Here is a 26,233-nt window from a genome sequence, read left to right on the forward strand (position 1 = left end):
GAAGCATGCTGATCGAACCGGAACAGCTGAAGCAAACATCGGTGGTTGAGACCGATCGCGAGCAAGTCATTCGTGCCGTGATCGAGGAGATTCGGCCCAATCTGCAACGTGACGGGGGAGACTGTCAGCTAGTTGGGATCGACGGCAGCAAGATCACGGTCAAGCTGACCGGTGCCTGCGTGTTCTGCAAGTTTTCAAGCGCAACGGTAGAAGGCATTCAGGCACGGCTGGTCCAAAGGCTCGGCGAATTCGTTCGCCTGGCCCCGGTCGCCGGCGCCGCCAATCCGCGCCATTGAGCGAGACGTTTGTGCCGATCTATCTCGACAACAATGCGACCACGCGGACGAATCCGTGTGTCTTGCAAGCCATGTTGCCGTTCTTAACGGAGCGGTTCGGTAATGCCTCGTCCAGCCACGCCTTCGGCAGTGAGGTCGCGGGCGCGATGGCCAAGGCGCGCCGCAGCCTGCAGAGTTTGCTGGGAGCCGCCCACGATCATGAGATCATCTTCACTTCCGGCGGCACCGAGTCCAACAACGCCGCCATCCTTTCTGCGCTCGCGACCCAGCAAGGGCGCGACGAGATCGTCACCACCTCCGTCGAGCATTCCGCGATCCTCACGCTGGTCGAGCAATTGGCGATAACGGGCATCAAGACGCATGTGATCCGGGTGGATTCGCGCGGCCGCCTCGACCTCGAGGCGTTTCGCTGGGCGCTTGGACCGCGTACGGCGATTGCGTCCGTTATGTGGGCCAACAACGAGACCGGCACGATTTTCCCGGTGGAGTTTCTGGCCACCTTGGCGCGTGCGGCAGGTGCGCTGTTTCACAGCGATGCGGTGCAGGCCATAGGCAGGGTGCCCATCGACCTGAGGGACAGTGCTATCGACATGCTCTCGCTGTCAGCGCACAAGCTGCACGGCCCCAAGGGCATCGGTGCGCTCTATTTACGACAAGGCACGAAATTCAGGCCGCTGATCTGGGGTGGAGCACAGGAGCGACGGCGCCGCGGTGGAACCGAGAACATACCCGGCATCATCGGTGTTGGAAAAGCTGCAGAGCTCGCGGCGCAGGGGCTCGAGGCGGAGCGTGTTCGCATTGCCGCCTTGCGCGATCGCCTGGAGCAAGCGATTTTGCACACCGGCCACTGCATCGCGCTCGGTGATGTCAGCAATCGCCTGCCGAACACAACCAACATCGCCTTCGAAGATCTCGAAGGCGAAGCAATCGTTCACCACCTCAATCGAGCGGGCATTGCCGCTTCGCTCGGATCAGCTTGCAGCTCCGGGTCAATGGAGCCGTCGCATGTGCTGCGCGCCATGAACGTGCCGGCAAGGAGCCTCCGCGGTGCGGTGCGCTTTTCCCTCTCGCGTGAAACCACCGCCGACGAAGTCGATCAGGTCGTCCGCGTATTGTCGGGCATCGTGGCTAACCTGCGTGCCACGTCACAAGAGCCTCCCAATCTGGCCAGCGCTTCGCCCCTATGCACGAGTTGATCTCATGAAAGTTATGATCCGCCGCTCTCCGGAGGGCCTGTCGATTTATGTGCCGAAAAAAGATCTCGAGGAACCGATCGTGGAATCGGAGCGCGAGACGCTGTGGGGTGGCTGGATCAGAATAGGCAATGGCTGGGTGCTAGATCTGCCCGAAATGGCAAGCGATACGCCACTGCCGATCACGATCAATGCAAGGAAGCGTGGCGAGGACGGCGAGGGCCGATGAAGGCGACGGCGCAAATCGACTTCGTCAATGCGGCCGACGCGGAGGCGATTCTCACTGACATAGCGAGGCGGCTGCGTTCCGCCAGCATCGTTCCCTATCTCGGACCTGGCCTCGCTGATGTATCCAAACTGGATGCGCCGATGACGCCCGACGCCTTGGCTGCTTTCTTCGCCAGCAAGGTCGCGCTGCCGCGCCGGGCCAAAGGCAACATCTGGGCGTCTGCGCAGCACATCGAGAACAACAAGCATCGCTCTACCGTGACGGCATTGATGGCGCTGGCCTTTGCTGCGCCGGTCGCGCCGACGCTGCTGCATCATCATCTTGCCGCGCTGGCCCCGCCTCTCATCGTCGACACCTGGTACGGTGCGATGCGGGCGGCGCTTGGAAGGCGCAAGGGATGGGGTGAGGTCCAGGGTATCAGCCGCGCCGGGATCGGCGAGGACCGGTGGTATCGCTTTTATGATGCTGCGGGCCAAGAAGTCGATCGTGCTGCGGCGCAGAGCTGGAGCACAATCCTCTACAAGCCGCACGGCGGCGTGCTGCCCGCAAGGAACTTCCTGATCTCTGACGCCGACTATGTCGAGGTACTGACCGAGATCGACAGTCAGACGCCGATCCCCGACGTGGTGAAAGAGCGGCGCACCGGCCGCAGCTTTCTCTTCATCGGCTGCCGCTTCAACGATCAGTTGCTGCGAAGCTATGCGCGGCAGCTCACCAGACGCTCGGCCGGTGCTCATTACGCTATCGTGGAGGCGGACGTGCTGTCCAGGAATGAGCTGCGCTTTCTGGTCGAGCAGGGACTGACGCCGCTTGCGATCTCGCTCCCGCGCGCGATTGAGATCCTGCTGGCCAGCTGACACATCCTGTATATGGGTCTCGATTTGCTCGCGTGCCGCCGCACGCGAGTTGGCTTGCGTTCGCGGCACGGAATGAGTGCGTTCATCTCTATGTCAGGATCGAGACGCCTGTCACAGTTCTAACATTGGTAATGTCGTGCAGAAGGCGGCGCTTCCACCGCAAAGGGGCCGGTAAGCGGATCACCTTTTGACTTAAATCAACATTGCTCGCAAATCTGGCCATGGCACGCGAGTTGCAAATCGTCTTTTCAGTTTGCGCCTCGCAGGGAGAATGGAAGGATGGACGTATCAACGCTGGACGAAGCAAGCTCGGCAGAGAGCGCAGTCGACATTGGCAAGGTCATGCCGATCGCCGCGCGCAACGGCTGCGGGAGGTCCGGCGGCGGGGGCAAGGCAAGCTGCGGCTCGCAGGCCGGCCAGGGTGATCTGCCGACCGAGATCTGGGAGAAGGTCAAGAACCATCCCTGCTACAGCGAAGCAGCGCATCATCACTACGCCCGCATGCACGTTGCAGTCGCGCCTGCCTGCAACATCCAGTGCAATTACTGCAATCGCAAATATGATTGCGCCAATGAATCGCGGCCCGGCGTGGTGAGCGAAAAACTAACGCCGGAGCAGGCGGCGAAAAAAGTGCTGGCGGTCGCCTCCACCATCCCACAGATGACTGTACTCGGCATCGCGGGGCCCGGCGATCCCCTGGCCAATCCGAAAAGGACCTTCAAGACCTTCGAGCTGGTGGCCAGGTCGGCTCCCGATATCAAGCTGTGCATGTCGACCAACGGCCTGCTGCTACCCGACCATATTGACACGATCGCCAACTTCAAGATTGACCATGTCACCATCACCATCAACATGGTCGACCCCGAAATCGGCGCCAAAATCTATCCGTGGATTTTCTACAACCACAAGCGTTACACCGGCGTAGAAGCCGCAAAGATCCTCAACGATCGCCAGCTGCAAGGGCTTGAGATGCTCACCGAGCGGGGCATCCTCTGCAAGATCAATTCGGTGATGATCCCAGGCATAAACGACCAGCATCTGGTCAAGGTCAACAAGGCGGTCAAATCTCGCGGCGCGTTCCTGCACAACATAATGCCGCTGATCTCCGCGCCCGAGCACGGCACGGTGTTCGGTCTGAGCGGGCAGCGGGAGCCAACTGCGCAGGAATTGAAGGCACTGCAGGATGCCTGCGCGGGTGAGATGAACCTGATGCGGCACTGCCGGCAGTGCCGAGCCGACGCTATCGGCTTGCTCGGCGAGGACCGCAGCGCGGAGTTCACTACCGAGAAGGTTATGGCCATGGACGTCGAATATGACCTGCAGATGCGCAAGGCCTATCAGGCCAAAGTCGAGGAGGAGCGCCTTGCAAGGCTTGCTGGCAAGCAGGAGGAGCTGGTCGAGCTTGCAACGAATATGAGCGACATCAATCTCATGGTTGCCGTGGCGACGAAGGGCGCGGGCGTGATCAACGAGCATTTCGGTCACGCCAAAGAGTTCCAGGTGTACGAACTCTCCACGACGGGTGCCAAGTTCGTCGGCCATCGCCGTGTCGATCACTATTGTCAGGGCGGTTATGGCGAGGAGGAACGCCTTGCCACTATCATCCGCGCCATCAAGGACTGCCATGCGGTATTCGTGGCTAAGATCGGCGGCTGTCCGAAAAGCAATTTGTTGAAGGCCGGGATCGAGCCAGTGGACCGATACGCTCATGAGTTCATCGAAAAATCAGCGATCGCCTGGTTCAAGTCCTATCTGGAGAAGGTGCAAAGCGGGGAAATCCAGCATACCGAGCGGGGTGAGGCGGCGATCCGCCAAGCCGCACTGATTTCGGCCGCCTAAGGGGAAGGTCAATGCCATTCAAGATCATCGCCTCGCAATGCACGAGCTGCTCAGCTTGCGAGCTCGAATGTCCCAACGTCGCAATCTCGGAGAAAGGCGGTACTTTCGTCATCGATCCCAAGAAATGCACCGAGTGCGTCGGCCATTTTGACGAGCCGCAATGCGTCGCGGTGTGCCCGGTCGATAACACCTGCGTCGTGGACACCTCCTTGCCGCGCTACCAGGCGCGCGCGTAAATAGGGGCCGATTCCATGATCTTTACACCGGTGCCCAGCGCTGAAAACCTCACGATTTTCATGCTGCGCACCGCTAGCGCAGCTTCCGCCTCGCCGCCACCGCCGGTGGTTGCTCGGATTTGTCCGGTAAGACAGGTGTTGCGCCGGCACCTCGGCCCGGTCAGCAAGGCCTCGAGCGGAACCGGTAATATTGCCTCAATTCGGGGGGCCGCTAATGCTCGGCGGTGTCACGATCGATTGACAGGCACTGCCGCGCCGGCCGGACCGATCTTCCAAGAAGCAGGTGTGCTACTCCAGCGCAAGGGCTGCCCATTCGAACAGGAAAGCTGCCAATGAACCTCGCTGGGGCAGGCAATCCGCTGTCCAGGAGCGATGGGGCGCTGATCGCGCACATGCTACTCCGGGAAGCCCTGCCGCGCGAAGCTGAAGATCATCTGAGGCAGGCCGGGCTCCTCTATCACGTGGATGCGGTCGCGGAAAAGCACCTGCACGAAGCGCAGGCGTTAGCGCCGGGCCACGCCGCCGTCCTAATCGGACTTTACCGCTTCTATTTCTACAAAGGTCGCCTGGCTGAGGCATTGGAGGTGGCAAAGCTCTGTATTTCCAAGGCGGCGCACGAAAACGGTCTCGTTGACGATTGGCGGCGGGTCAGCGCGGGCGAGGCTGCTTTCGATTGCTACGAGAACATCCTGCCGCGCTTCTATTTGTTTTCGCTAAAAGCCTACGCGTACCTGCAGATGCGGCTCGGCAATTTGGATGAAGGTCGCGCAGCTGCCAGCAAGCTCGTGGAGCTCGACCCGACCGACAAGATCGGCGCCAGGGTGCTCCTGGACGTGCTGCAGCGAATGGAGCTGGACGATGACGATTGACATCGATAAGGCCCGCGACTGGCTTCGTGACGAGGTCGACTGCGAGACCTGCGCTCATATCGGGCTCAGGGCCAGCGGCGATTGCCGCTTGCTGCACGCCTGCGTCCACGACCGCTATGCTCGCCGGATCGACCGTTTCTTCAACTGGAATCCGGCGCTGGCCGACGCCTACATTACCCATCCGCATTTCGAGGTGCGCGCGATCGCAGCCAACCACGCGAGCGTGTTTCTGCTGCCGATGCTCCTGGACGATGCTGAGGAAACCGTGCGCTGGAACGCCGCGCGGCGCCTGCCCAAACGCTTTGTGCTGCGGCTGCGCAACGATCCGCATCGGGAGGTGAGGATGCGGGTTGCGACCTTGCTGGATGGCGAGGAGCTGGCGCCGATGATCTCGGACCAGGACTGTTATGTCCGCCTGGTGCTGGCGAGCCGGATCGCGCCGGCGCTGCTTGGGCTTCTTATGAGCGATGACGAACCCGAGGTCCGCCGCGTGGTTGCGATCCGCGTTCCCAATGAGTGGCTGCTTGGCATGGTCAATGATCCCAATGGCGCCGTGCGGCTCGAGGTCGCACGGCGCCTGTGTGCAGATTCCCTCAGCATGCTGCGCCGCGATCCGGATTGGCGTGTCCGCTATGAGGTGGCAAGCCGCGTCACGGCGGCCGGGCTCGCGGAATTGACCAAAGACGAGGACCAGATGGTGCAGGAAGTCCCCCCGTGTGCGTGGCCACCCGGCCCGAACGACCGAGAGACAGTATGGCATGAGCAACATCATTCGCGACAGCGAGGTGGTCGAGTTGACTGGGCCGCCTTTCTTCAGCTTCGGCGAAAAGGTGCGAGCCAGCCGTACCATCCGCAATGACGGAACATATGCCGGCAAGGAGATCGGCGAGATCCTCGTCAAAAAGGGGGAGGTGGGTTACGTCGCCTCAATCGGCACTTTCCTGCAGCAGTTCTACATCTATGGGGTTCAATTTCTTGAAAGCGGCAACTGCGTCGGCATGAAGCGCAAGGAGCTCGAGCCGGAGGTGGAGCGCGACGAGCTCGTGGACCTGCCGTTGCCTGAAGAGGGCGGCCCCTGATCGCGCGCAGGCTGCCGAAATACCAATGGGGTCAACGCGTCAAGGCAGCGGTCGACATCATCAATGACGGCTCGTTTCCCGATGCACCGGCCGATGGACTCCTGATCGGCGCCGGAGGATCGGCGAGATCGTGCAGATCGCCAGGCATTCGGAAGGCAACGTGCCAATCTATCTCGTCGGGTTCGCCGAGAGGATGGTCGTCGGTTGTCTTGAAGAAGAAATCACAGTGCTATGAGGGGCCTTTGGCGATGAATGCCGCGGTGATCAGAAAGGTAGCGACCAGGATGATCCCTCACCCAAACGAGCTCGATTGCAAGCGGATCGAGCGCGCATTGAGCGCGCGCAAGCGCTATCGCTATGTCTCGCCGAAAGTGAAGGCGGTGAGGGGTGGCTATCTGATCGAAAGTCCCTGCTGCTCTCGCAATATCGATGCCGACGGCGGCCTTATCGATGTCGCGCTGATCCACTACGACACGGTGTGCGGCATGTGGAAGCTGTTTCACAAGAACCACGCAAACGGAAGCTGGGAGTTTTATAGTATTTACCACCGGCTGATCTCAGCGATCGAGGACTTGAACACCGATTCCGAGCGGCTGTTCTGGCTATGAAGTTTATTTAGGATCCGATTATATGGGAGACGCGATGGCGCTCGGCACAGACGAACTGATCGAAATCGAACGGGTGCTCGCGGCGGCGCAGGCTAATGCAAATCCGGTTCGCGACTTGCGGCGTCGCTTTCCGCATCTTGCGGTGACACGCTGTGATGCCTCTGGCGTGACCGAGCGACCATTCCGGAGTCTTCCGAATTTTGATCTGCATCTGATCGATGGCTGCGATCGCTGCCTCGAGATCACGCCCGATCCGGCGCGGGCAATTGGTATCCTGCTGGCAGCCAGGAGGATTGGGCGGTGATCGGCGTTGGACCGGTAGGGCATCGCGACGATGGCGCGGACGCGGTCGAGCCCGGTTTACGCTTCATTCCGCTCTCAGACCCCGATATCACCTCCGCCGAGCTTTCAGCCGTGGAAGCGCTGCTGTGTTCGCCGCGAGTCTCCAATGGGACCATCACTGAATCCTTCGAGAAAGCTTTTGCCGCCTACCTTGGGCGCAAATATGCCGTTGCCGTGCCCAGCGGCACGATCGGGCTTCTGCTTGCGCTCAAAGCGCTCGGCATCGGAGCGGGGCAGGAGGTGATTGCCTCACCTTATTCGTTTCGCGAGGTAGTGCATGCTATCAGTCTTGTGGGCGCGAGGGCCGTATTCGCCGACGTCGACTATTGGTCGGGAGCCTTGGCTCCGGCGAAGGTCGAAGAGCGTGTCACGGCCAATACGCGGGCGATCATTGGTGGCAACCCCAATGGCCATCCGGCGCCTTGGTCGGACTTGCGCGCGATTGCGCAACGCCATCAATTGCCGCTCCTGGAGGATTCAACCGAAGCGATCGGATCGCGATACAAGGGCGAACTCGTCGGCCGCTTTGGCGATATCGCCGTGTTCGACTTCGCCCAGCCACTGGCCCTGACCTGCGGCGAAGGCGGCATGGTGGTGACCGACGACATCGACATGGCCGTCGGCTTGCGTCGCCATCGCGCCCATCGCTTAGATGAGCGCTCCTCAGTTGACGTGAGCAGCGCAGCGCCCCACCAAGCCAGCATAAGCGATCTCACAGCCGCGCTGGGTCTTGCGCAGCTGAAGCGCCTCGAGGAAATCCTGGAGCGGCGCCGGCTCGCCGAGCAGCTCTACAACGCGCATATGCAATCCTTCGAGGGTGTCAAGCCTCCCTATGTCGGTCCCGATGTGACCGAAGTGAACTGGCTTCTCTATCTTGTCCATCTCGGAACGCGTTTCACGCGATCCAGCCGCGACGCCATTGTCGATGACCTCCGCACCGAGCACGTCGAGGCCGCAGCCTATTGCTATCCTTTGCATTTGCAGCGGCATTATTTCGAACTCGGGTATCGTCATGGCGACTTCCGGGTTACCGAAAAGATCGCCGATCGCGCCCTGGCACTGCCGTTTCACAGCCACCTCACCGACGAGCAGATCGAGTTCATCGTGGAGACGATGAAGGACGCGTCCATCAACATCGGCGCTGGCGCAGCAATTTATTAGCAATGATGAATTACCAATGCGAGGCGAAAGGCAGGCTTGAATGTCGACAGGCGCAGTCTCACCGTGGGACAAGATAATTGATGCCATTCAGGCCACATCACTCTTGGCGGTGCTGCAGAAACCGGAGATCGCATTTCCGGACAAACGCAGGAGCAGACCACACGCGGATGCTCCGGCCTACTTGTCTGGCCAAGGCCGCTTTGAAGGCACTGTGGGAAGACATGAGAAGCTCAATGCAACTTGATGTTCTCACTCAGCGGGCCGTCAATGCCTACCAGGGTGGAATTGACGTCCTTGGGTTGACCGGTATCGCCGTCGATGTCTTTCGCGCAAGAAAACACGACGCACGAGCAAGGGGAGCAGCGCGACATGGGCAGGCAAGAGATTGAGGTGTTCGCCGTCTGCCCCGCCGAGGCAATTGAGCGGGACAGCGCGAGGGGCTTTAGCCTGTCGCGGATCGACGAGAGCGGTGAGAGTCGGCCGTTTCCGATTGTTGTGGTTCGGACCGTTGGCAATGATTATCACGGCTATGTCAACCGCTGCCCACATGACGGCGTCTGGCTCAACATCCGTGCGGGCGAATTTTTCTCGCCCGACCGTGCCTTTCTCAGGTGCGGCCGGCACGGAGCGATCTTCGAGATCGACAGCGGGCTTTGCATCGGTGGCCCCTGTAACGGTAGAGCGCTTGAGCCGGTTGCGCTCGCCGTGATCGGGGGCGAGGTCTGCCTGTGTGGCGTGAAGCTGGTGGAGGACACCGGGTTTCCTGGTCCGTTCGAGGATGGCGACGAAACCATGGACATCATGATCCATCCAGAGTAACGGGCTTGATCTCATGACCCGTGGACTTAGGGAGTCTTTTCGGAGAAAAGTGGCTTTGCGAGGATCAAACGCCCGGTCGCCAACTCTCATCGCGCATGGACGCAGTACCCTGAAATGGAGATCATTCGCGCCCTGCGTCCGACCGATCTCCACGGCCTAGGGAGGTGTTCCAGCGCTAGCTCACCGAATGGACTAGCCGCCAAAACTCTATACGCCCGAGAAGGGCCATTCCAGCAGCCCGCGGCAGCTCCATCTCGGCTTTCTCATCGGCGCGCCGGGTTGGACGCCTGCCGCGCCTACATGTGCGCCGCATCGCAGGAGAGGATCGCTAGCGAACACACTGCGCGCGCCGAACTCGATTTCGCGTTGTCAACGCTCGCTAGCTGGACGCAACTAGACAGGCAAGCCGTATGAGGAAAGCCGTCGGACCCAAGAATAGGTGGGGGCTGACTTTGTCCCGCATTCCTTTTGCTTTCCGTCCACCCTAGCCTGCGATAGGACCGCCTGCGTGCTTTCAGAACGGGACTTCCTCCCCACATATTGCTAAATCCATAAAATCGCGTGCTGCCGAGCGCGAGCGGCGCGGCTCGACGCTGTCCACCGAGTGAGGGAGGCAAGACGGCGAACGTCGAGCCCAGCAGCATTCGGCCGGGTGAATCCGTGTGCGGGCTTCACTTCCGAGGCCGCACTTGTGGGGAGCCGAGACGAGCAGGTGTTAATGACATCCAACAGACGCTCGAGACAAAAAAAAGCCCTCGGCGGCGACAACCGCCGAGGGCTCCGTCTGGGCTGGGGCAGGGGGATCTCAGGCCCAGACGTAACAGGACCGCTTAAGTAATGAAATGACGATCCTGTATCAGGAGTTCTCGCAGCCTGGCTTGGAGTAGGCTGGCCGTGCGTGCGGCGAGAAGGGAATGTTCCTGCGAGTGCAGATGCCGGGCGCATCAATTCAAGCGGTATATCCATTGACCTTAGCCTTGCAATCGAGGTCTTTGCCTCAGGATGGACTGATTGAAGTTCAGGGCCTTCGAGGTGTAGAGCATGAAGTGCCGGCGCCGCTCGCATCCACGATTGCGGTTTGCCATTAGCGCAGTCGTCATCACAGCCGGCTTGGCTTGAGCCCTTGCGCAAGCCGCGCTCGGCAAATCACGCTCCTCGTCACAGCGTTCAGCGCCCACCCGAAACATGCGGTCGGTGCGCACCGAATGGTGCGGGTAGGTGATGTCCTGCTGCAGCAGGGCATCGAGCTGATCGGCAAAGTAGCCGATGGACTCCTCCGAGAAGATGACGGGCATGACGCGCTACATCCTTTCGCGAGACGAGACTGCAAGAGCCGGGCCATGCAGAAGGACTGGGATTTCTTCGGCTAACTTAAGGCCTAGCTACGGAAAAGCTGGAGGTACACGCGTCTGGGTCGATGTTTGTCAGTTACGCAACGAAAGAGACCGTTGCTGTAGCACAGGTGACAATGAGTAACAGTTGTGCCGCGGCAGGCCGGCAAGTATCGGCGCAGAAGCGCGCGTTGCGCATCGTGGTTCGGAGCTTGCATAGAGACGCAAGATGGGCGAACAAGCCAAGCGGCAGTAAGGCAGATCGGGGTAATGGGACCAGGCGTTGAAAGTTGTGATCAGGAAAGGCCTTTCGGGACCGGGAGGCGTCCATGGCTGATGTTGCCGACGACGGCGATCATTGTCGTGCTCGCGTCGCGTCGCCCCTCTCGTAGCCAAGAGCCGGAGCAAGCAGCATCAGATAGTCGATACGGCGCTCAGCGGAAAATAGGGCGACAAGTTCATGGATCGCGCTGACGACCGCGGTCGCAGCGGCGATGCGCTCGGACGTTATCTCTCTTTAGATGAACCCAATGAAGGTGTGGCAGGCGCATGAACTCAGAAACCGAATTCGAGCTTCCTCAACTCTACAGGCATCATGTCTTTGCCTGCCACGTCCAGCGTCCGCCCACTCATCCGCACGGCAGCTGCGGTGCAGCTGGCGCGCAAGCCCTCTGGGACAGGCTGAGCAAGGCGATCGAAGCGCAAGCGCTCACTGATATCGGCGTCACGGCGGCCGGCTGCCTCGGCTTTTGCAGGGCCGGACCGTTGATGGTGGTCTATCCCGATGGCGTCTGGTACCGCCCGACCACGCCTGACGACATCGACGAAATCATCGAGTCGCATCTCAAGAAAGGTAAACGTGTCGACCGTCTGGTGACGGTGTTGAAGCGGAGCTGAGGAGCCCCGGTTAAGACCGCTTGCGCGGGCTATCAAGTAAGGACCGGCTTCCAATCAACGCTGGCGTCTTCGGAATGTTGGATTACCTTCTTTCGCCACGATGATGAGCGTGGCGATCTTACGGTGCTTCTTCACGAAGACGTGCCAAACACCAAGCGCTTGACCTTATCTGTACCGCCCTCGCTTTCACCGGGATGTTCGGTGAGAGGGGTACTCCGGGACCAGGTTCTCACCTTGGACGAGCCTTTGAAATTCAAGCCACTGGTTACCATTTGTTGGCATCGCCCACGGGCGAGACGTTTGGATCCCTAACGTTGATGTCCATGTGTTGCTTTGCGCGATGCTCGCGAAATGTGAATATGAGTTGATCAATCACACTTACCATTCGATCGCGTCCGTCACGTCATACTGGCTCCGCCGATAGCGCAACGTCAAAGCGAATGCGGCGCCGGGCCCGGATCCCGGCGCAGAGCGAGACGACGCTTCTTGGAATCGTCAGCTCGCTCGATCGTGGTGCTAGCGCCACAAGGTTTCTACTTTCCCGGATCGTGCTCCTGCGTCAGAATTTGTAGGTGACGCCGCCGCCCACCAGCCACGGATCGATGTTGGCGCGCCCGGTGACTGGAATCGCGTTGTTGACGGTTGCCGAGTAATCCGGCCGCAGCCACAGCTTCTTCACGTCGACGTTGAGACCCCAGTGGCGATCAAGCATGTAGTCGAAGCCGAACTGGACCGCGGCGCCGACCTGGTTGCTGATGTGCAAGTCCGTCACCGCAAAGCCGTCGATCGGCGTGTTGGCCGCGGACTGGTTGAAGAACACGGTGTAGTTGATGCCGGCACCGATATACGGCTTGAACGCACCGAACTCGGTGAAGTGATATTGCAGGGTCAGCGTCGGCGGCAACAGCCAGGCTCTGCCGATGTCGAGCCCGTTGAGCGTCCCGGTGCCGCTGATGTGATGCCTGGTTGCGCCGAGGATGAGTTCGGCAGCGACGTTTGGGGTGAAGAAATAGGTGATGTCGAGCTCCGGGATCACTTGATCGCTGATCGAGAGACCGGAGTTCGGCGACGATAGGGCTGGTACACCGAAGACGTCAACCGAGCTACCTCGGGCATCCGGTAACACGCCGAGCACGCGCAGGCGGATCATCCAAGGATTGAAGGGTTCGACCGGCGGCGCTTTGGTGTAGATCGGTGCCGACGCGAGATCGGCAGCTTGCAGCGACATGGTGGCGTCACCGAATGCCGCCGCAATCACGAGCAGCGAGGCCGTCGTCAGAATTGCTCTTGTTCTCATCAAATTCTCCGATTCCCAAGTCAGCGCGAGGGGGTCGCGCGACGTCTCTGTCACACAGGCAGAAAGGCGAAGTATTTGACGGGAATCAAAGTCGGACTTGGAGGCGCGATTAAGTTGCCATGTTGCAATAAGACCACGCCATAGAGCGTGATGACCGACTTTTCTTCGAATCGTCGTTCCGCCCGATGTTTTCTTTGAGCATGATCTTCTCGGAAAAAGCCGGTTTCCACGTTTGCCGATCATGCTCTAAAGCAATCCAGCCGCAGCGGTAACGCGCGGCCGAGGGTCCTCGAAGTTGTGCCGCCTGTCATGCCCTGCGCATGCGCGGCAGTTCATTGAAGAGAGAATGTTCGCCAATTTGCCCAGGTCCTCCTTTCTCTGAAAGGCGCCAGCCCGCATTTGCTAATCAAGTCGCGCCGTGCCTGTTTCGGACGTCGGATTGGAAATGATCCTGGTGCGGCATACGGTGGCCGGTGCCAGCGGTGAGCGGCCAATTTGGCGTTGCCATAGCCGATCTCGACATAAACCTTCGTATCGATCCGTCCCATCCTTTGGATACCCGACGATTACCTACGTTCAATTGAGCTGCTGATGGCGGTCGTCCTAGGCTGCTTCCTGCCCTCCTTGGGCGTTTCCTCCCTAGACTTCGGCCGCTTGTGGTGACGCAGGCGGCCTTTTCTTTGTCAGCTGCCCGCTGACTCGCATGGCGTTCCTGCACCTGGCTCAAAAATGAGTGGGCAGACCGTAAATGAGCGTCATCATCGCCATCAAGCTGGCCGAATGCCTTAGGGCCATGGGTTAGCTAGGCGCTCGCCGACGCGCGCACCCGCTCGCTTAGACGCTGGAAGACATCCTGAAAGAGCAGGAGGGGAGGGATGGTACGTGTTTCGATATTGGAACGGCCCTCTAATTCGGAGGACCAGAAGGGCCGAGCTGATGAAGCTCGTTAGCGATCTCTGCACTACCGAGCTGGTTAACAACAAAGCCATCGGAAGCTACATCGAGCCGGAGACCGACGCGATCAACGCATCGGTCTGGCTGTGCAGGGCAAGACCGCCTTCAAGGAAGAGCCGCCAACCGGCACCTATTTCCATGGCGAGGATGTCAAGGCCGGCGATTGGGTTGTATTGCAGGCCGGCGATGCTCGCCCGTCCGGATCAAGTGTATGGATTGGCGCATGGTCGAGGACACGCTGCGCGACATGGTGGTCGAGAACCCCGAACTGATCACACAGCAACTGATAGTGACACCCGTTTGGCAGAGCCTTCGAGCGCACTGAAGTGAGAGCGGGTCGTTTTGTCGGCTTTGAGACCGACATCCACGACTTGACGCTACACACACCCAGTACGAAACGACTATAGGACTCCAACTTTCAAGATTGGCACGTCGCTTGCTTCATTCGGCGCACCATCACCGCTCGGGCGCGAGGGCGGTGCTGTAGGGACGGACTCCGCACTTGTTCGGAGGAGCGTCTGGCCGCCCCGCCGATTTGTTGTGAGGCGACATAAAACAGCATGTTCGAGCGGCTGCAACTGCGGTCGCAGCCGCGCATGCTCTGCCGTGACGTCCTTAACGTGCGCGAACACGAAACCACCAACTCTTCCTCCGGGCTTCTCCAATGGTCTCTGTCGGTCGCCTGGCCAGCCGGATCACGACGCGCCTCGCATTTTTTGTCGCCGGCTTCGGCATTGCGGTCTGGGCGCCGCTGGTGCCGTTCGCGAACGAGCGGCTGGCTGTCGATAACGGAGTTCTTGGCTCTCTGCTGCTCTGCCTGGGCATCGGCTCGGTCATCTCGGTGCTTTTGGCCGGCTTGTTGAGCGCGTGCTGCGGCAGCAAGCGGTTCATCCTGATCGGCTGGTTCGGAATTGCGCTCGTCCTGCCGTGGCTCGCGGTTGCGACTACGCCTCTGGCGCTTGGGGCTGCGCTAGCTGCCTTCGGCGCCTCGCTCAGCTTGATCGATGTCTCTGCGGGTATCATGCGATCGAACTGGAACGTGCAGCAAGGCGTCCGCTGATGTCCGGCTTTCGCGCGCAATTCAGCATCGGCGAATGTGCAGGCTCCGACGCGATGGCCGCATTGGCTGGCTGCACGCTGGGGCTTTTTCATCAACCGTAGTTATAGACGCGCGTGAGCCCGATTGTCGTCCAGCGAACCTCCCCCTCGCGCCCGTGAAGAACGGCGAGCGAGGGAAACATCGGTTTCTTCGCCTCTCAGCAGAGCTACGAGTTGTCAAGCTCACCCGCTCGGGCAGTACCGTCCGGTTCCCTCGCGCGAGCATCGCCCGAGATCAATGCTCCGCCCGAGCAGTGACAGCACGGGCTCACGATCGAATCCTGCGCATCTTGCGCCGTCGGCGTTGATCAGCGGGCGTTTGATCAGGAGCGGATCGCTCAGCATCAGCGCGAGTGCGCTCGCTGCGTCGCTGGTGTCGGGATTGACTTTGCCTGACTTGATACGGCGTGCGGCGCGGTTGAACCAGGACCCGACCGGCGTATTGCCAAAGAATTGGCGTAGTTCCTCCGCGCGCCACGGCTTCTTCAAGATATCCCTGGCAATCACGTGGTGGCCCGCGGCCTTCAGCGCCTGCATCTGGCGCGCGTTGGTGGCGCAGCCGGGTTTTTGATAGAAAATGATCGTCGCCATGGCGAGGTCTATTTCGGCACCCTGAGCCGCACGATGGGCGCGGTGGCGCCGCGTTCGAGGATCGTATCCACCTTCTTGCGAACGGTCTCTAAGGTCAGCGGCTTGATAAGCACGCCGTGCGCGCCCGCCTTGATGCCTTCGGCCGCGGTAGCCTCGTCGGATTTATCGCAGACAATCAGGATCCGCACATCGGGAAAATGGACCGCCAATTGGCCGATCAACGCCGGCCCTTTCTGATTGAAAAACGAGGCGCCGAGCAGCACCAGATCGGGCTTCAACCAATCAACGCCCCTGACAAAAGCCTCTTCGGGCGTCGCAAGCTCGTGCGTTTCGATCTCGTCATGCAGCATAAGCTGCAAAGCCACGCGGGTGATCTCATCATCATCGACCACGAAGACCCGCCGCCGGCCCTCCGCATTCGAGGTTTCGACGCCCATCTGCACCGTCGCTCTCCTGAAACTCGCGCCGAAGCGGCTTACAAGAGCAATTAGCAATTTCCGTTCCACGCATGACGCATCGAAATGGCCGCTGCCAACCCGGCTTTTGTCCGTTTGACGCTTGCGATCCTTGTTCGGCTTCTGACAGCGACACAATTGCTGTAAAGTTCAAAACACCTGGTGCATCCGCCGGCTCGCAAGTTTTTCAACGCGAAATCAGAAGCTTAAAGATCGTGGACGGTGTTGGCACGGCGGTTGCTATCAAGATACCGCAACACTGACTGAGGGCTGAGTGCACGCAGACGCGCAAGACGAGCGATGCTCTCCTTCCCTTGAACCCGTGTGCCTCGTTTCTGAGAGAGAAACAAAGCTGGCGCGCGAGCCAGCGCGCAACTTTGGCAAATCGGTTGATGGAGAGCAACATGTCTTCACTGAGACAAATCGCGTTCTACGGCAAGGGTGGCATCGGCAAGTCGACCACCTCCCAGAACACCCTGGCGGCGCTGGCTGAAATGGGCCACAAGATCCTGATCGTGGGCTGCGATCCCAAGGCGGACTCGACCCGCCTCATCCTGCACGCCAAGGCGCAGGACACTATTTTGAGCCTGGCGGCGAGTGCCGGCAGCGTCGAGGACCTTGAAATCGAGGACGTAATGAAGATCGGTTACCAAGACATCCGCTGCGTCGAGTCGGGTGGTCCGGAGCCGGGCGTTGGCTGCGCTGGCCGCGGCGTCATCACCTCGATCAACTTCCTGGAAGAGAACGGCGCGTATGAGAACATCGACTACGTCTCCTATGATGTGCTCGGCGACGTCGTCTGCGGCGGTTTTGCGATGCCGATCCGCGAGAACAAGGCACAGGAAATCTACATCGTTATGTCCGGCGAGATGATGGCAATGTATGCCGCCAATAACATTTCCAAGGGCATTCTGAAATATGCAAACTCTGGCGGCGTGCGGCTCGGCGGCCTGATCTGCAACGAGCGGCAGACAGATAAGGAGCTGGAACTGGCGGAGGCGCTCGCCAAGAAGCTCGGCACCCAGCTTATCTATTTCGTGCCGCGCGACAACGTCGTGCAACATGCGGAGCTGCGTCGCATGACCGTGCTAGAGTATGCCCCCGAGTCCCAGCAAGCCGATCACTATCGCAATCTTGCGACCAAGATCCACAACAATGGCGGCAAGGGCATCATCCCGACTCCGATCTCCATGGATGAGCTCGAGGACATGCTGATGGAGCACGGCATCATGAAGCCAGTTGACGAGTCCATCATCGGCAAGACCGCCGCCGAACTCGCCGCCGAGTAAACGGCATGCCGATGCCGGCCGGCCTCCCCAATGCTGAAGAAGGGAGGCCGGCGTTCCGGCGAAAGATCTCGTGACCAGCATTACGGTGCAGCGGAGCATACTTGAGCGCGGTGGAAAGGTTGGCAATCGATGTTCGAAGCGCACTCCGTTCCGCTTGTAGGGGCCAGAGCAACTGATGCGAGCGGCGAGCGGCATAGGGGAATTGCGGCCTACCGCCTGCTTACTGGGACGAACCCCGCAGATGCCGACCTAACCAGTGACAGCAATTTCGATCGCCATGTGCTGGCGTCCATTCTGGCGGTCGCCACGATGGATGGTGGTCTTCTTTCCGGGAACGCCGGCCTGTCCAGCCATGAGCTGGCGGCATTGCTGGAGCAGTACTTCCCGTCGGTTCGGATCAAAGCCGAGGAGTTGCTTTTGCGTTTCAAGCGCAATGAGAGCGATGAGGTCGCAATGTTGCGTGATCTGCTGCTCGCGCAACGCTCGACCGAAGGGGACATCGGCGGCTGGCTGGCTGCGATGATCGCGCGTCGCGCGATCGAGCCAAATCATCTCTGGGAAGATCTCGGATTGCGCGATCGTGGCGAATTATCTAGGCTTCTAAGCCGCCATTTCGCGCCGCTGGCCGCGCGCAATGTCAACAATATGCGCTGGAAGCGGTTCCTCTATCGCATGCTGTGCGAGGGCGACGGCCTTGTGATGTGCACGACACCGGTGTGCACGCAATGTAAGGACTTCAACCGCTGCTTTGGCGATGAAAACGGCGAGAGCCGGATGGCCGAGCGCCGGCGACACGTTCTGTTGCAGGCGGCTGTCCCGGACGCGGCCGGCGCCTGCCCAAGGTGAGCGACACCCAATGGATCGTCTGTTGGCCAGACTTCCAACCGAAGACGCGCGGGTCGTACTGGCTTCGACGAGGCGCAAGTGGACGCGACCTAGGTCGATTTCAGACGGCAATGTCCCGACCCCGGCTGGAAGGATGTCTTGCTTAACGCCAGGCTGCGCCCGACACAGCAGCGCGTGCTCTTAAGCGAGTTGTGCTTTGCCAGGGGCGACCGGCATGTTAGCGCAGAGATGTTATTTGCTCAGGCACGTGAGAGAGGCTTTCCGGTCTCACAGTCGACCATCTACAAGACCTTGAACCAGTTCACGCAAGCGGAGCGACCGCTCCCGATGTATGGGCCGAGATCGTTTCCGACACCAACACCCACGCACATCCGCAATATTTCTGCACGGCGAGGATAGTTGCTCCATGCGGATCTCGTGCTTGTGAATGCGACCGCGCCGCTGCCGGGCCACCGAATTTTCCGGCCTCGATCTGATCATCCATCTGAGCCGCAGGCCGCGCTGATGCCACGCGATTGCGCCGTGAGGTTGTCCGACGCGTCGAACTTGGCACGCTGTCGCGTTTGCGACAATCCGGCTGAGCCGAAAACTGTGCGCTTGTTCAACAGCTTGGGGCCAGTGCCGGCGTGGCATGCGGGTTGCTCAAGCCTTCTTCGCCAAGAACAAGGAGCTTCCCATGATCGCCGCCACCTCTGCCAAACCGTCATGGTCCGAGACGGCATCGGGAAGTCCGATCGTGCTCAACGACACGACGCTGCGCGACGGCGAACAGGCGCCTGGCGTTGCCTTTGCCACCGACGAAAAGGTGGCGATCGCGCAGGCGCTGGCGCGGGCCGGCGTCACTGAGATCGAAGCGGGGACGCCGGCAATAGGTAGTGAAGAGATCGCGGCTATCCGCGCCATTGTAGAGGCCGGCCTGCGGCTCACGACCATCGGCTGGTGCCGGATGCGTGAAGCCGATGTCGATGCGGCAATCGAGGCCAAGGTGTCGATGGTCAATGTCTCGATTCCGGCTTCCGACGTACAGATTGCCGCCAAGCTTGGCGGTGACCGCGAGCTGGGGCTGGAGCAGGTGAGGCGGGTGGTCAGTTACGCCCGTGAGCGGGGGCTTGAGGTCGCCGTCGGCGGCGAAGACTCCTCCCGCGCTGACGTCGATTTTCTCATCACGCTGATCGCCACCGCAAAAGCCGCGGGCGCACGGCGCTTTCGCATTGCCGACACTCTTAGCGTGCTTGATCCGGATTCCAGCTATGCGCTGATCGCGCGTTTGCGCGCGACCACCGATCTGGAACTCGAATTTCACGCCCATGACGATCTCGGGCTCGCGACCGCCAATACGCTCGCCGCCATCAAGGGTGGCGCGAGCCACGCTTCGGTGACCGTCATCGGGCTCGGCGAGCGAGCGGGCAATGCACCGCTGGAAGAAGTCGCTGTCGCGCTCAAACAGCTCTACGGGCGTGACACCGGCATCGTACTGCCGGAGCTCGAGAACGTCGCGACCGTGGTGGCGGCCGCGGCTGCACGTACAATTCCTCCGAACAAGGCGATCGTCGGGGAGCATGTGTTCACCCATGAGTCCGGCATTCATGTCCATGGCTTATTAAAGGATCAACGCACCTATCAGTCGCTCGACCCCCATTTGCTTGGTCGTTTCAATCGTATTGTGATCGGCAAGCATTCCGGCCTGTCTGCCATTACGACGCTGCTTGACGAGTTGCAGCTCGCCGCTAGCTCCGAGGAGGCAAGACAGATCCTCTCGACGGTGCGAAAACATGCCATCGAGCACAAGCGGCCGGTGGCGCGCGAAACGGTGGCGGCGATCTGGCGCGACATCCGCGAGCGCTCGTTGACCAATTGCGCGTGAGGCGGGCCATCACCGCCGGCCAGTTCGAAGCCGTCGGCGTGCCGCGGAAATCCTCGCTGCTCGCGCTGAATGCGCGAAGGCACAGTCTGCGTAGACCATATAAAGCGCCGCCTGCGCAAAGCAGCGTCGCAAGGAGCCAGGCAGGGCCGGTGCTGCGTCGCGACCACCGGCCGGAGAGCCTAACCCCAAGGAGATATCGATGAGCAAGAAACAGTCGGCAGCCAGTACCCTGGATCGGCTCAACAAGGCCTCGTCGGCCGAAGATTTTTTTGCGCTGCTTGGCGTCCAGTACGACCCCAGGATCGTCAATGTCGCGCGCCTGCATATCTTAAAGCGCATGGGAGAATATCTTGCGAAGGAACAATTCGAAGGCAGGGCGGAGGAGGAGGTCGCCGCGCGCTGCAAGACGGTGCTGGAGCAGGCTTATGCCGATTTCGTGGCGTCCTCGCCGATGGACCAGCGGGTGTTCAAGGTCTTGAAGGATGCGGTCGCCGAGCCCAAGAAACCGGCCGCCTTCGTACCGTTGAGCTCACTGAAATAGCCTCACGTTTGAGCTCAGATCTGCTCAAGCGATGTCGGTCCAGCGCGTTGTGCCATATTCCGGTTCATCCAGATCACTCTCTACAGAAACGCGCGAAGCCACGCTGTCGTCTTCCCGACGTATGTCGGATTATTGTCTGCGATGCTAACTGATCCCTTCATTCAAGGTTTCTCAACTCATTGATCGGAGCTCCGATTTTCGATGGCCTCCAACTGGTACGACACTTGCTGTTCTCCGGCCAGGTCCGTCATTCGGCGACGGACTACGCAGAATTGTTGCCGAGACGAGATTTGGAGCAAGACCAATCATGTTGCCGTTCCTGCTCGCCGCTCGCGCCGCCATCATCTGGTGGTTCACGCTCAGACTGATGAGGACTTATCTTTCACGCTATTGAGACTGGGATCGACCGGGAGTTGGCCGCTAATGGGTAACTCGCGTTTCCACGCTAGCTCTGGAGAAGGCATGCACAGTATCGTTTCCATCAAGCAGGTTCCCGATTCCGCACAGATCCGCATCAATCCTCTGACCAACGTTACGTTGCGCCGGGGCGGGCGAGTATCGTCAACCGATACGCGTTGTTTGCGCACGAGGCCGCGCGCTTACTGCGTGAAAAATTCTCCAGCAAGATCACCCCGCTCACCACGCTCGACGTGTGGCGCCGCGCCGAACGCGGCGCGCCGATGTTGCGCACAAGGCGGCCGTCCCTGGCCAACCATTGCGGAAGAGAGCCAAATTTGCCGCGGCAGCATAACCGGCGCCCTGCGCGCGGCGCTGGGGCCAGTTCTCAAATGGAGCGGGCAGGAGGGCGGCGTCGAGAACATTCCAAAATACGGCGTGCGCGCCTCGCCGATCATACTCGAGCGTGTCTTTGCGCCTTCACCACACGCCGCGAAGAGTCTGATGGCAGCCACGAAGCAGCCGACCGAGTTGTTGATGATAGCCATCTTGAAGGGCCAACCGAAGCTACAAACCGGTGTTGTGGCGCAGGCGCGCTGGTTCTGAGGGGCAAGGCTATGAGCAACATCACCACAGCTCCCACGCCGGTCGCGGGCGGCCGTGCAGGAGCGAAAAGAGAATTGCCGGAGCACTTTAAGGCCTACAAGCATATCTGGGTCTTTGTCGAGCAGGAGCGCGGCCAGGTGCATCCCGTCTCCTGGGAACTCATGGGTGCGGGCCGGAAGCTTGCTGACAAGCTGAAGGTTGATCTCGCCGCTGTTGTCATCGGCCCGGAGGGCGAGGCCACCCGTAACGCGGCGCTCGAATCCTTCTGTTATGGCGCCGACCTAAGCTATCTCGTAACCGAGAATGTGCTATCGGAGTATCGCAACGAGTCCTACACCAAAGCGCTGACCGATCTCGTCAACACCTATAAGCCAGAGATCCTGCTGTTAGGCGCAACTACGCTCGGTCGCGACCTTGCGGGCTCGGTAGCCACCACACTGCTGACGGGCCTCACGGCGGACTGCACCGAGCTCGATGTCGACGCGGATGGTTCGCTTGCGGCCACGCGTCCGACCTTTGGCGGATCGCTGCTTTGCACGATCTACACTTTGAATTACCGGCCGCAGATGGCAACCGTCCGCCCACGCGTGATGCCGATGCCAGAGCGGATCGCGCGCGATGCCGCCCGCATCATCGTCCATCCGCTCCGCCTGCCCGAAGAAGACATCGTCACCAAGGTGCTGTCCTTCGTGCCGGACCGTGATTCGGCCAAATCTAATCTCGCCTATGCCGACGTCGTCGTCGCTGGCGGGCTGGGGCTGGGCTCACCGGAGAGTTTCCAGCTGGTACGACAGCTCGCCGATGTGCTCGGCGCGGAATATGGCTGTTCGCGGCCGCTGGTACAAAAGGGCTGGGTCACATCCGACCGGCAGATCGGCCAGACCGGCAAGACCATCCGGCCGAAGCTCTATATTGCCGCAGGCATTTCCGGCGCGATCCAGCATCGTGTCGGCGTGGAGGGCGCCGATCTGATCGTTGCCATCAATACCGACAAGAACGCACCGATCTTCGACTTCGCCCATATCGGCATCGTCAATGACGCTATGCACTTGTTACCGGCGCTGACGGCCGCATTTCGTGCACGGCTTTCGCCGCATTTCCGCGACCGGATCGCGAGCTAGAGGAGGTCGTTGTGATCGAGGAGAAGTTCGATGCAATCGTGGTCGGCGCCGGCATGTCCGGCAACGCGGCGGCGCTGGCCATGGCCAAACGCGGCATGAAGGTGCTGCAGCTTGAGCGCGGTGAATATGCCGGCTCGAAGAATGTCCAGGGCGCAATCCTCTATGCCGACATGCTGGAAAAATTGATCCCAGACTTTCGCGACGACGCGCCGCTCGAACGTCATCTCGTCGAGCAGCGGTTTTGGATGATGGACGATCGCTCGCATGTCGGCGTGCACTACCGCTCTGAGGACTTCAACGAAGAGCGGCCGAACCGGTACACGATTATCCGCGCGCAGTTCGACAAGTGGTTCTCCTCGAAAGTGCGCGAGGCCGGCGCGACTGTGCTGTGCGAGACCACCGTCACTGAGCTGGCGCGCGACGCCCATGGGAAAGTCATCGGTGTTCGTACAGATCGCCGCGACGGCGAAATCCACGCAGATGTCGTGGTGCTGGCCGAAGGCGTCAATGGCCTACTCGGTACGCGTGCGCGCCTGCGCGAGCGGCCCAAGCCGGACAGGGTGGCACTCGCGGTCAAGGAAATGCACTTCGTGCCGCGTGAGACCATCGAGGCCCGCTTCAATCTCAAGGGCGACGAAGGCGTCGTCGTCGAAGCGGCCGGCACCATTTCCCGCGGCATGACTGGGATGGGCTTCATCTATGCCAATAGGGAGTGCATCTCGCTAGGTATCGGCTGTATCGTTGCCGATTTTCAGCGCACTGGAGAGACGCCATATGGTCTGCTCGATGGTTTCAAGCGTCATCCATCCGTCGCGCCCCTGATCGAAGGATCGGAGGTCAAGGAATATTCTGCGCACCTCATCCCTGAAGGGGGCTACAAGGCTATCCCACAGCTTTATGGCGACGGTTGGTTAGTGGTGGGCGATGCAGCGCAGCTCAACAACGCCGTTCATCGCGAGGGCTCTAACCTCGCGATGACCTCGGGCCGCATTGCGGCGGAAGCCATCGTGCAGGTGAGATCACGGCGCCAGCCCATGACGGCGGAAAATCTGTCACTCTACAAAAAGATGCTGGACGAATCCTTTGTGATAAAGGATCTCAAGAAGCACAAAGATATGCCGAGGCTGATGCATACCAATTCCCAAAACTTCTTTCTCACCTATCCGCAGCTCCTCTCCAGGGCGATGCAGAACTATGTACGCGTCGACGGCACACCGAAGGCCGAGAAAGAGAAGCTGACATTGAAATCCTTTGTCAATGCGCGGTCATGGACCGGTCTGTTTGGCGATGCATTCCGCCTCGCGCGCGCTTGGCGGTAACCTCTCCGAATCGAAGCCAAGGAAGCTGAAATATGAGTGTCGAGACATCAGTGCGCGTCGAGGACAAACTGTTCTACAACCGCTATCTGGTCGACGTCGGTCATCCTCACATCAAAGTGCGCGCACACACCAAGCCGACCGCGCAGCTGCTTGCACTTTTGAAGGTGTGCCCGGCGCGCTGCTATGAGCTTAACGACAAAGGGCAGGTCGAGGTCACCGTCGACGGCTGCATCGAATGCGGTACCTGCCGCGTCATCGGTGAACCAAGTGGCGACATCGAATGGAGCTATCCGCGTGGCGGATACGGGGTGTTATTCAAATTCGGATGAGAGCTGGATGGCAGGCGGCGTCTCAGGATCAAAAAGTTGGCTCAAGATTGGCCCACGAGAGACCTGAATTCGTTGCGACGACCCGGGATAAGGCAGCTGGGGCGAATAGTTATTCGTGCACTGTCCGAAGCCCCCGCAACCGATCGATCATATGCGGTCAGATCTCTTGATTCGCACGCCGGCCGACGACGCCTCAACATGCCTGCAGCGGAGCACCGGTTTCCGGCTGATAGATAATAATGGAGGGGGTGCTCACCGGCTGTGGGACCAGGCGGGGACCAGACGACTGGAATGATCAACGATCGCGGCGACGGGGCATTCCGAGCCGGCAAGAGGGCCGACCACGTAAAGCTCGGTGCGGGCGGAGCAATCTTTGCGAAGGAGAACGTCGGTCCCATTTCGGAGTAGTTGGCCGAATTGGAGTAAACTCATCGGGGCTCCAACGAATGACACCCGGGCAAGGATGGCGAGCGCTTGCGAATTCGGCACGCTGCCCAGCATCGCAATAGCGCTTGAGCACGAACTTCTCCCGAGCCGCAGCATTGCTCGCGCAATCGAGCAGTGGACCGCACGCGCCGCTGCTTGGATGATTGGCGCAAGGAGAGCGCCACAGCACGAGCCGCTGCAGCTCGATGACCTTCGTCGCCGGCCCGATCTCATGGAAGTTCCTGGCGGGGAGATCCTGAACGAAGGTCCAGGCCCATCTTTGGGCGTAACAAACGCCCATGCCAGGGCGACCTCGGCCAGCCCGTCCATTGCCTCGTACTTGGCAATGCGGAGCCAGAGGCAGGCATCGTTCCTGCGGAATACAAGCGCGATAGTTTTGGCGTGCTAAACAAACGTGTCGTCGCAGTGGACTACGGCTAGGTCCATTCGGTTTCCCCTTGTCTTGCAAGGGCAGCCGGCACTGGTAAGCCGGGGCGGGGTCGGGCATCGGCAGAGCGGTGGCCCTTGGGCTTGCCGCGTCTGGCGCTGAGGTCGCTGTCGATTGCGTTGTTTTACCCAGCGGCGGCAGATGAGGTGGCCGACGCTATCGAAGCGTCCGGTCGGCGGGCAATCACGATCCAAGCAGACGTGAGCAGGCAGGACAAAATCCAATCCGATGCTTGCGCGGGCCATTGCTCATTTCGAAACGCTGCACATTGCGGTCAACAACGCGGGATTGCAGCAGGACGCCGGTTTCCAAGACATGACGTTGAACCAATGGAAAAGGTAATCAGTGTCAATCTGTCCGGCCAGTTCCTTTGTGCGCGAGAAGCGTCGGCGAATTCGTCAGGCGGTGTTGCAATCGATGTCTCAGCCGGCGGCAGGCAAGCTTGTGTTCATGAGCCCAGTCTACCAAGAGATCCCTTGGGCCGGTTACGTCAACTACGCCATGCAAAAGTGGCGTCATGCAATGCGTAGTATCGCCGAGCACGTGGGCCCGCCGGCCATCCGCGCCAATGGTGTGGCGCCCGCAGCCATTCGGACGCCGATCAATTCTCACGCCTGGGAGACCCCTGCAGCCGATCGCCAGCTCATGACGCTCGTCCCGTACAAATGCATCGATGAGCCCGAGGATATCGCCCAGGCGGTTGCCTGGCTTTCTCTCCGATGCCGCCGACTACGTCACCGGCGCGACTCTGTTTATTGACGGCGATATGACTGTCTGTCACCATTTCGCGGCGGGCGGCTGAACGATACTTGCGTACCAAGGCGCCTGGGGGCGGAATACGAGTATTATGGTGCCGGCCAAAAATACTGGAGCATTTTATGACCACTTCAGCACGGA

26 protein-coding genes and 2 pseudogenes are annotated in these 26,233 nt (G+C 60.2%); 24 read left to right on the plus strand and 4 right to left on the minus strand.

The window, feature by feature from the left end; translation table 11 throughout:
- Positions 1-5: 5 nt before the first annotated feature.
- From I6F35_RS34550 to I6F35_RS34615, 14 genes and pseudogenes are all read left to right on the plus strand, one after another.
- Positions 6-296 (plus strand): NifU family protein, encoded by a 291-nt coding sequence (locus I6F35_RS34550; RefSeq protein ID WP_225122110.1) that lies wholly within the window; start codon positions 6-8, stop codon positions 294-296.
- Positions 293-1,492: a cysteine desulfurase NifS gene (gene nifS / locus I6F35_RS34555; RefSeq protein ID WP_225122111.1), complete on the plus strand. Its 1,200-nt coding sequence runs from the start codon at positions 293-295 to the stop codon at positions 1,490-1,492. Before I6F35_RS34550 ends, nifS begins: the two co-directional genes overlap by 4 nt.
- A gap of 4 nt (positions 1,493-1,496) precedes the next feature.
- On the plus strand, positions 1,497-1,718 hold the full coding sequence (nifT, locus tag I6F35_RS34560; protein WP_225122112.1) for a putative nitrogen fixation protein NifT: 222 nt from the start codon (positions 1,497-1,499) through the stop codon (positions 1,716-1,718).
- On the plus strand, positions 1,715-2,575 hold the full coding sequence (locus I6F35_RS34565) for an SIR2 family protein (RefSeq protein ID WP_225122113.1): 861 nt from the start codon (positions 1,715-1,717) through the stop codon (positions 2,573-2,575). Before nifT ends, I6F35_RS34565 begins: the two co-directional genes overlap by 4 nt.
- A 342-nt stretch (positions 2,576-2,917) precedes the next feature.
- Entirely contained in the window at positions 2,918-4,414 is a 1,497-nt protein-coding gene (nifB, locus tag I6F35_RS34570) for a nitrogenase cofactor biosynthesis protein NifB (protein WP_225122114.1), read from the plus strand.
- Positions 4,415-4,425: 11 nt separating this feature from the next.
- A complete protein-coding gene (locus I6F35_RS34575; protein ID WP_225122115.1) occupies positions 4,426-4,650 on the plus strand; it encodes a 4Fe-4S binding protein in 225 nt (74 codons plus the stop codon).
- A gap of 332 nt (positions 4,651-4,982) precedes the next feature.
- A complete protein-coding gene (locus I6F35_RS34580) occupies positions 4,983-5,519 on the plus strand; it encodes a hypothetical protein (protein ID WP_225122116.1) in 537 nt (178 codons plus the stop codon).
- The gene (locus tag I6F35_RS34585; protein WP_225122117.1) at positions 5,509-6,378 is read left to right on the plus strand and encodes a 4Fe4S-binding leucine-rich repeat protein; all 870 of its coding nucleotides are present in this window, start codon (positions 5,509-5,511) and stop codon (positions 6,376-6,378) included. The genes I6F35_RS34580 and I6F35_RS34585 overlap by 11 nt, the downstream gene beginning before the upstream one ends.
- The gene (locus tag I6F35_RS34590; RefSeq protein WP_208829847.1) at positions 6,278-6,598 is read left to right on the plus strand and encodes a nitrogen fixation protein NifZ; all 321 of its coding nucleotides are present in this window, start codon (positions 6,278-6,280) and stop codon (positions 6,596-6,598) included. Before I6F35_RS34585 ends, I6F35_RS34590 begins: the two co-directional genes overlap by 101 nt.
- Positions 6,595-6,833, plus strand: a pseudogene (locus tag I6F35_RS34595) (nitrogen fixation protein NifZ). The gene I6F35_RS34590 and the pseudogene I6F35_RS34595 overlap by 4 nt, the downstream one beginning before the upstream one ends.
- 13 nt (positions 6,834-6,846) lie before the next feature.
- Positions 6,847-7,206, plus strand: coding sequence for a hypothetical protein (locus I6F35_RS34600; RefSeq protein ID WP_225122142.1), 360 nt, complete (start codon positions 6,847-6,849; stop codon positions 7,204-7,206).
- 34 nt (positions 7,207-7,240) lie between these two features.
- Entirely contained in the window at positions 7,241-7,510 is a 270-nt protein-coding gene (locus I6F35_RS34605; RefSeq protein ID WP_225122118.1) for a hypothetical protein, read from the plus strand.
- A gap of 65 nt (positions 7,511-7,575) precedes the next feature.
- On the plus strand, positions 7,576-8,709 hold the full coding sequence (locus I6F35_RS34610; protein ID WP_225122143.1) for a DegT/DnrJ/EryC1/StrS family aminotransferase: 1,134 nt from the start codon (positions 7,576-7,578) through the stop codon (positions 8,707-8,709).
- Between the two features lie 369 nt (positions 8,710-9,078).
- On the plus strand, positions 9,079-9,528 hold the full coding sequence (locus I6F35_RS34615) for a Rieske 2Fe-2S domain-containing protein (RefSeq protein WP_225122144.1): 450 nt from the start codon (positions 9,079-9,081) through the stop codon (positions 9,526-9,528).
- 971 nt (positions 9,529-10,499) lie between these two features.
- Here I6F35_RS34615 and I6F35_RS34620 read toward each other — a convergent pair.
- The gene (locus I6F35_RS34620; RefSeq protein ID WP_225122119.1) at positions 10,500-10,823 is read right to left on the minus strand and encodes a hypothetical protein; all 324 of its coding nucleotides are present in this window, start codon (positions 10,821-10,823) and stop codon (positions 10,500-10,502) included.
- Between the two features lie 585 nt (positions 10,824-11,408).
- Between I6F35_RS34620 and I6F35_RS34625 the strand changes: the two genes are divergently transcribed.
- Complete coding sequence (locus tag I6F35_RS34625; protein ID WP_225122120.1) at positions 11,409-11,756, plus strand: (2Fe-2S) ferredoxin domain-containing protein; 348 nt, start codon at positions 11,409-11,411, stop codon at positions 11,754-11,756.
- Between the two features lie 559 nt (positions 11,757-12,315).
- Here the strand turns inward: I6F35_RS34625 and I6F35_RS34630 are convergent.
- The gene (locus I6F35_RS34630; RefSeq protein ID WP_275945530.1) at positions 12,316-13,053 is read right to left on the minus strand and encodes an OmpW family protein; all 738 of its coding nucleotides are present in this window, start codon (positions 13,051-13,053) and stop codon (positions 12,316-12,318) included.
- A gap of 1,618 nt (positions 13,054-14,671) precedes the next feature.
- Between I6F35_RS34630 and I6F35_RS34635 the strand changes: the two are divergent.
- Positions 14,672-15,132, plus strand: a pseudogene (locus I6F35_RS34635) (MFS transporter); the annotation flags it as partial.
- 156 nt (positions 15,133-15,288) lie between these two features.
- On the opposite strand, the gene I6F35_RS34640 reads toward I6F35_RS34635, so the two are convergent.
- Both I6F35_RS34640 and I6F35_RS34645 read right to left on the minus strand, forming a co-directional pair.
- Complete coding sequence (locus tag I6F35_RS34640) at positions 15,289-15,696, minus strand: ArsC/Spx/MgsR family protein (protein ID WP_225122121.1); 408 nt, start codon at positions 15,694-15,696, stop codon at positions 15,289-15,291.
- A gap of 8 nt (positions 15,697-15,704) precedes the next feature.
- Positions 15,705-16,139, minus strand: a complete 435-nt coding sequence (locus I6F35_RS34645) for a response regulator (protein WP_225122122.1) — start codon at positions 16,137-16,139, stop codon at positions 15,705-15,707.
- A gap of 416 nt (positions 16,140-16,555) precedes the next feature.
- Here I6F35_RS34645 and nifH point away from each other — a divergent pair, with 416 nt between their 5' ends.
- The 8 genes from nifH to I6F35_RS34690 all read left to right on the plus strand — a co-directional run bounded on the left by nifH (position 16,556) and on the right by I6F35_RS34690 (position 26,095).
- Positions 16,556-17,440, plus strand: a complete 885-nt coding sequence (gene nifH, locus I6F35_RS34650; RefSeq protein ID WP_225122123.1) for a nitrogenase iron protein — start codon at positions 16,556-16,558, stop codon at positions 17,438-17,440.
- A gap of 129 nt (positions 17,441-17,569) precedes the next feature.
- A complete protein-coding gene (locus I6F35_RS34655; RefSeq protein WP_225122124.1) occupies positions 17,570-18,286 on the plus strand; it encodes a nitrogen fixation protein NifQ in 717 nt (238 codons plus the stop codon).
- 676 nt (positions 18,287-18,962) lie between these two features.
- Positions 18,963-20,150: a homocitrate synthase gene (gene nifV, locus I6F35_RS34665; protein ID WP_225122126.1), complete on the plus strand. Its 1,188-nt coding sequence runs from the start codon at positions 18,963-18,965 to the stop codon at positions 20,148-20,150.
- A gap of 199 nt (positions 20,151-20,349) precedes the next feature.
- Positions 20,350-20,691 carry a nitrogenase stabilizing/protective protein NifW gene (nifW, locus tag I6F35_RS34670; protein WP_225122127.1) on the plus strand — a complete coding sequence of 114 codons (342 nt, stop codon included), beginning with the start codon at positions 20,350-20,352 and terminating at the stop codon, positions 20,689-20,691.
- Between the two features lie 1,013 nt (positions 20,692-21,704).
- The gene (locus I6F35_RS34675; RefSeq protein ID WP_225122146.1) at positions 21,705-22,814 is read left to right on the plus strand and encodes an electron transfer flavoprotein subunit alpha/FixB family protein; all 1,110 of its coding nucleotides are present in this window, start codon (positions 21,705-21,707) and stop codon (positions 22,812-22,814) included.
- Between the two features lie 11 nt (positions 22,815-22,825).
- Positions 22,826-24,133: an FAD-dependent oxidoreductase gene (locus I6F35_RS34680; RefSeq protein WP_225122128.1), complete on the plus strand. Its 1,308-nt coding sequence runs from the start codon at positions 22,826-22,828 to the stop codon at positions 24,131-24,133.
- A gap of 32 nt (positions 24,134-24,165) precedes the next feature.
- Positions 24,166-24,462: a ferredoxin family protein gene (locus I6F35_RS34685; protein WP_225122129.1), complete on the plus strand. Its 297-nt coding sequence runs from the start codon at positions 24,166-24,168 to the stop codon at positions 24,460-24,462.
- A 1,219-nt stretch (positions 24,463-25,681) separates the two neighbouring features.
- Complete coding sequence (locus I6F35_RS34690; RefSeq protein WP_225122130.1) at positions 25,682-26,095, plus strand: SDR family oxidoreductase; 414 nt, start codon at positions 25,682-25,684, stop codon at positions 26,093-26,095.
- Positions 26,096-26,233 lie beyond the last annotated feature (138 nt).

Origin of the sequence: Bradyrhizobium sp. BRP22 (assembly GCF_020194175.1) — a bacterium.
Taxonomy (GTDB): domain Bacteria; phylum Pseudomonadota; class Alphaproteobacteria; order Rhizobiales; family Xanthobacteraceae; genus Bradyrhizobium.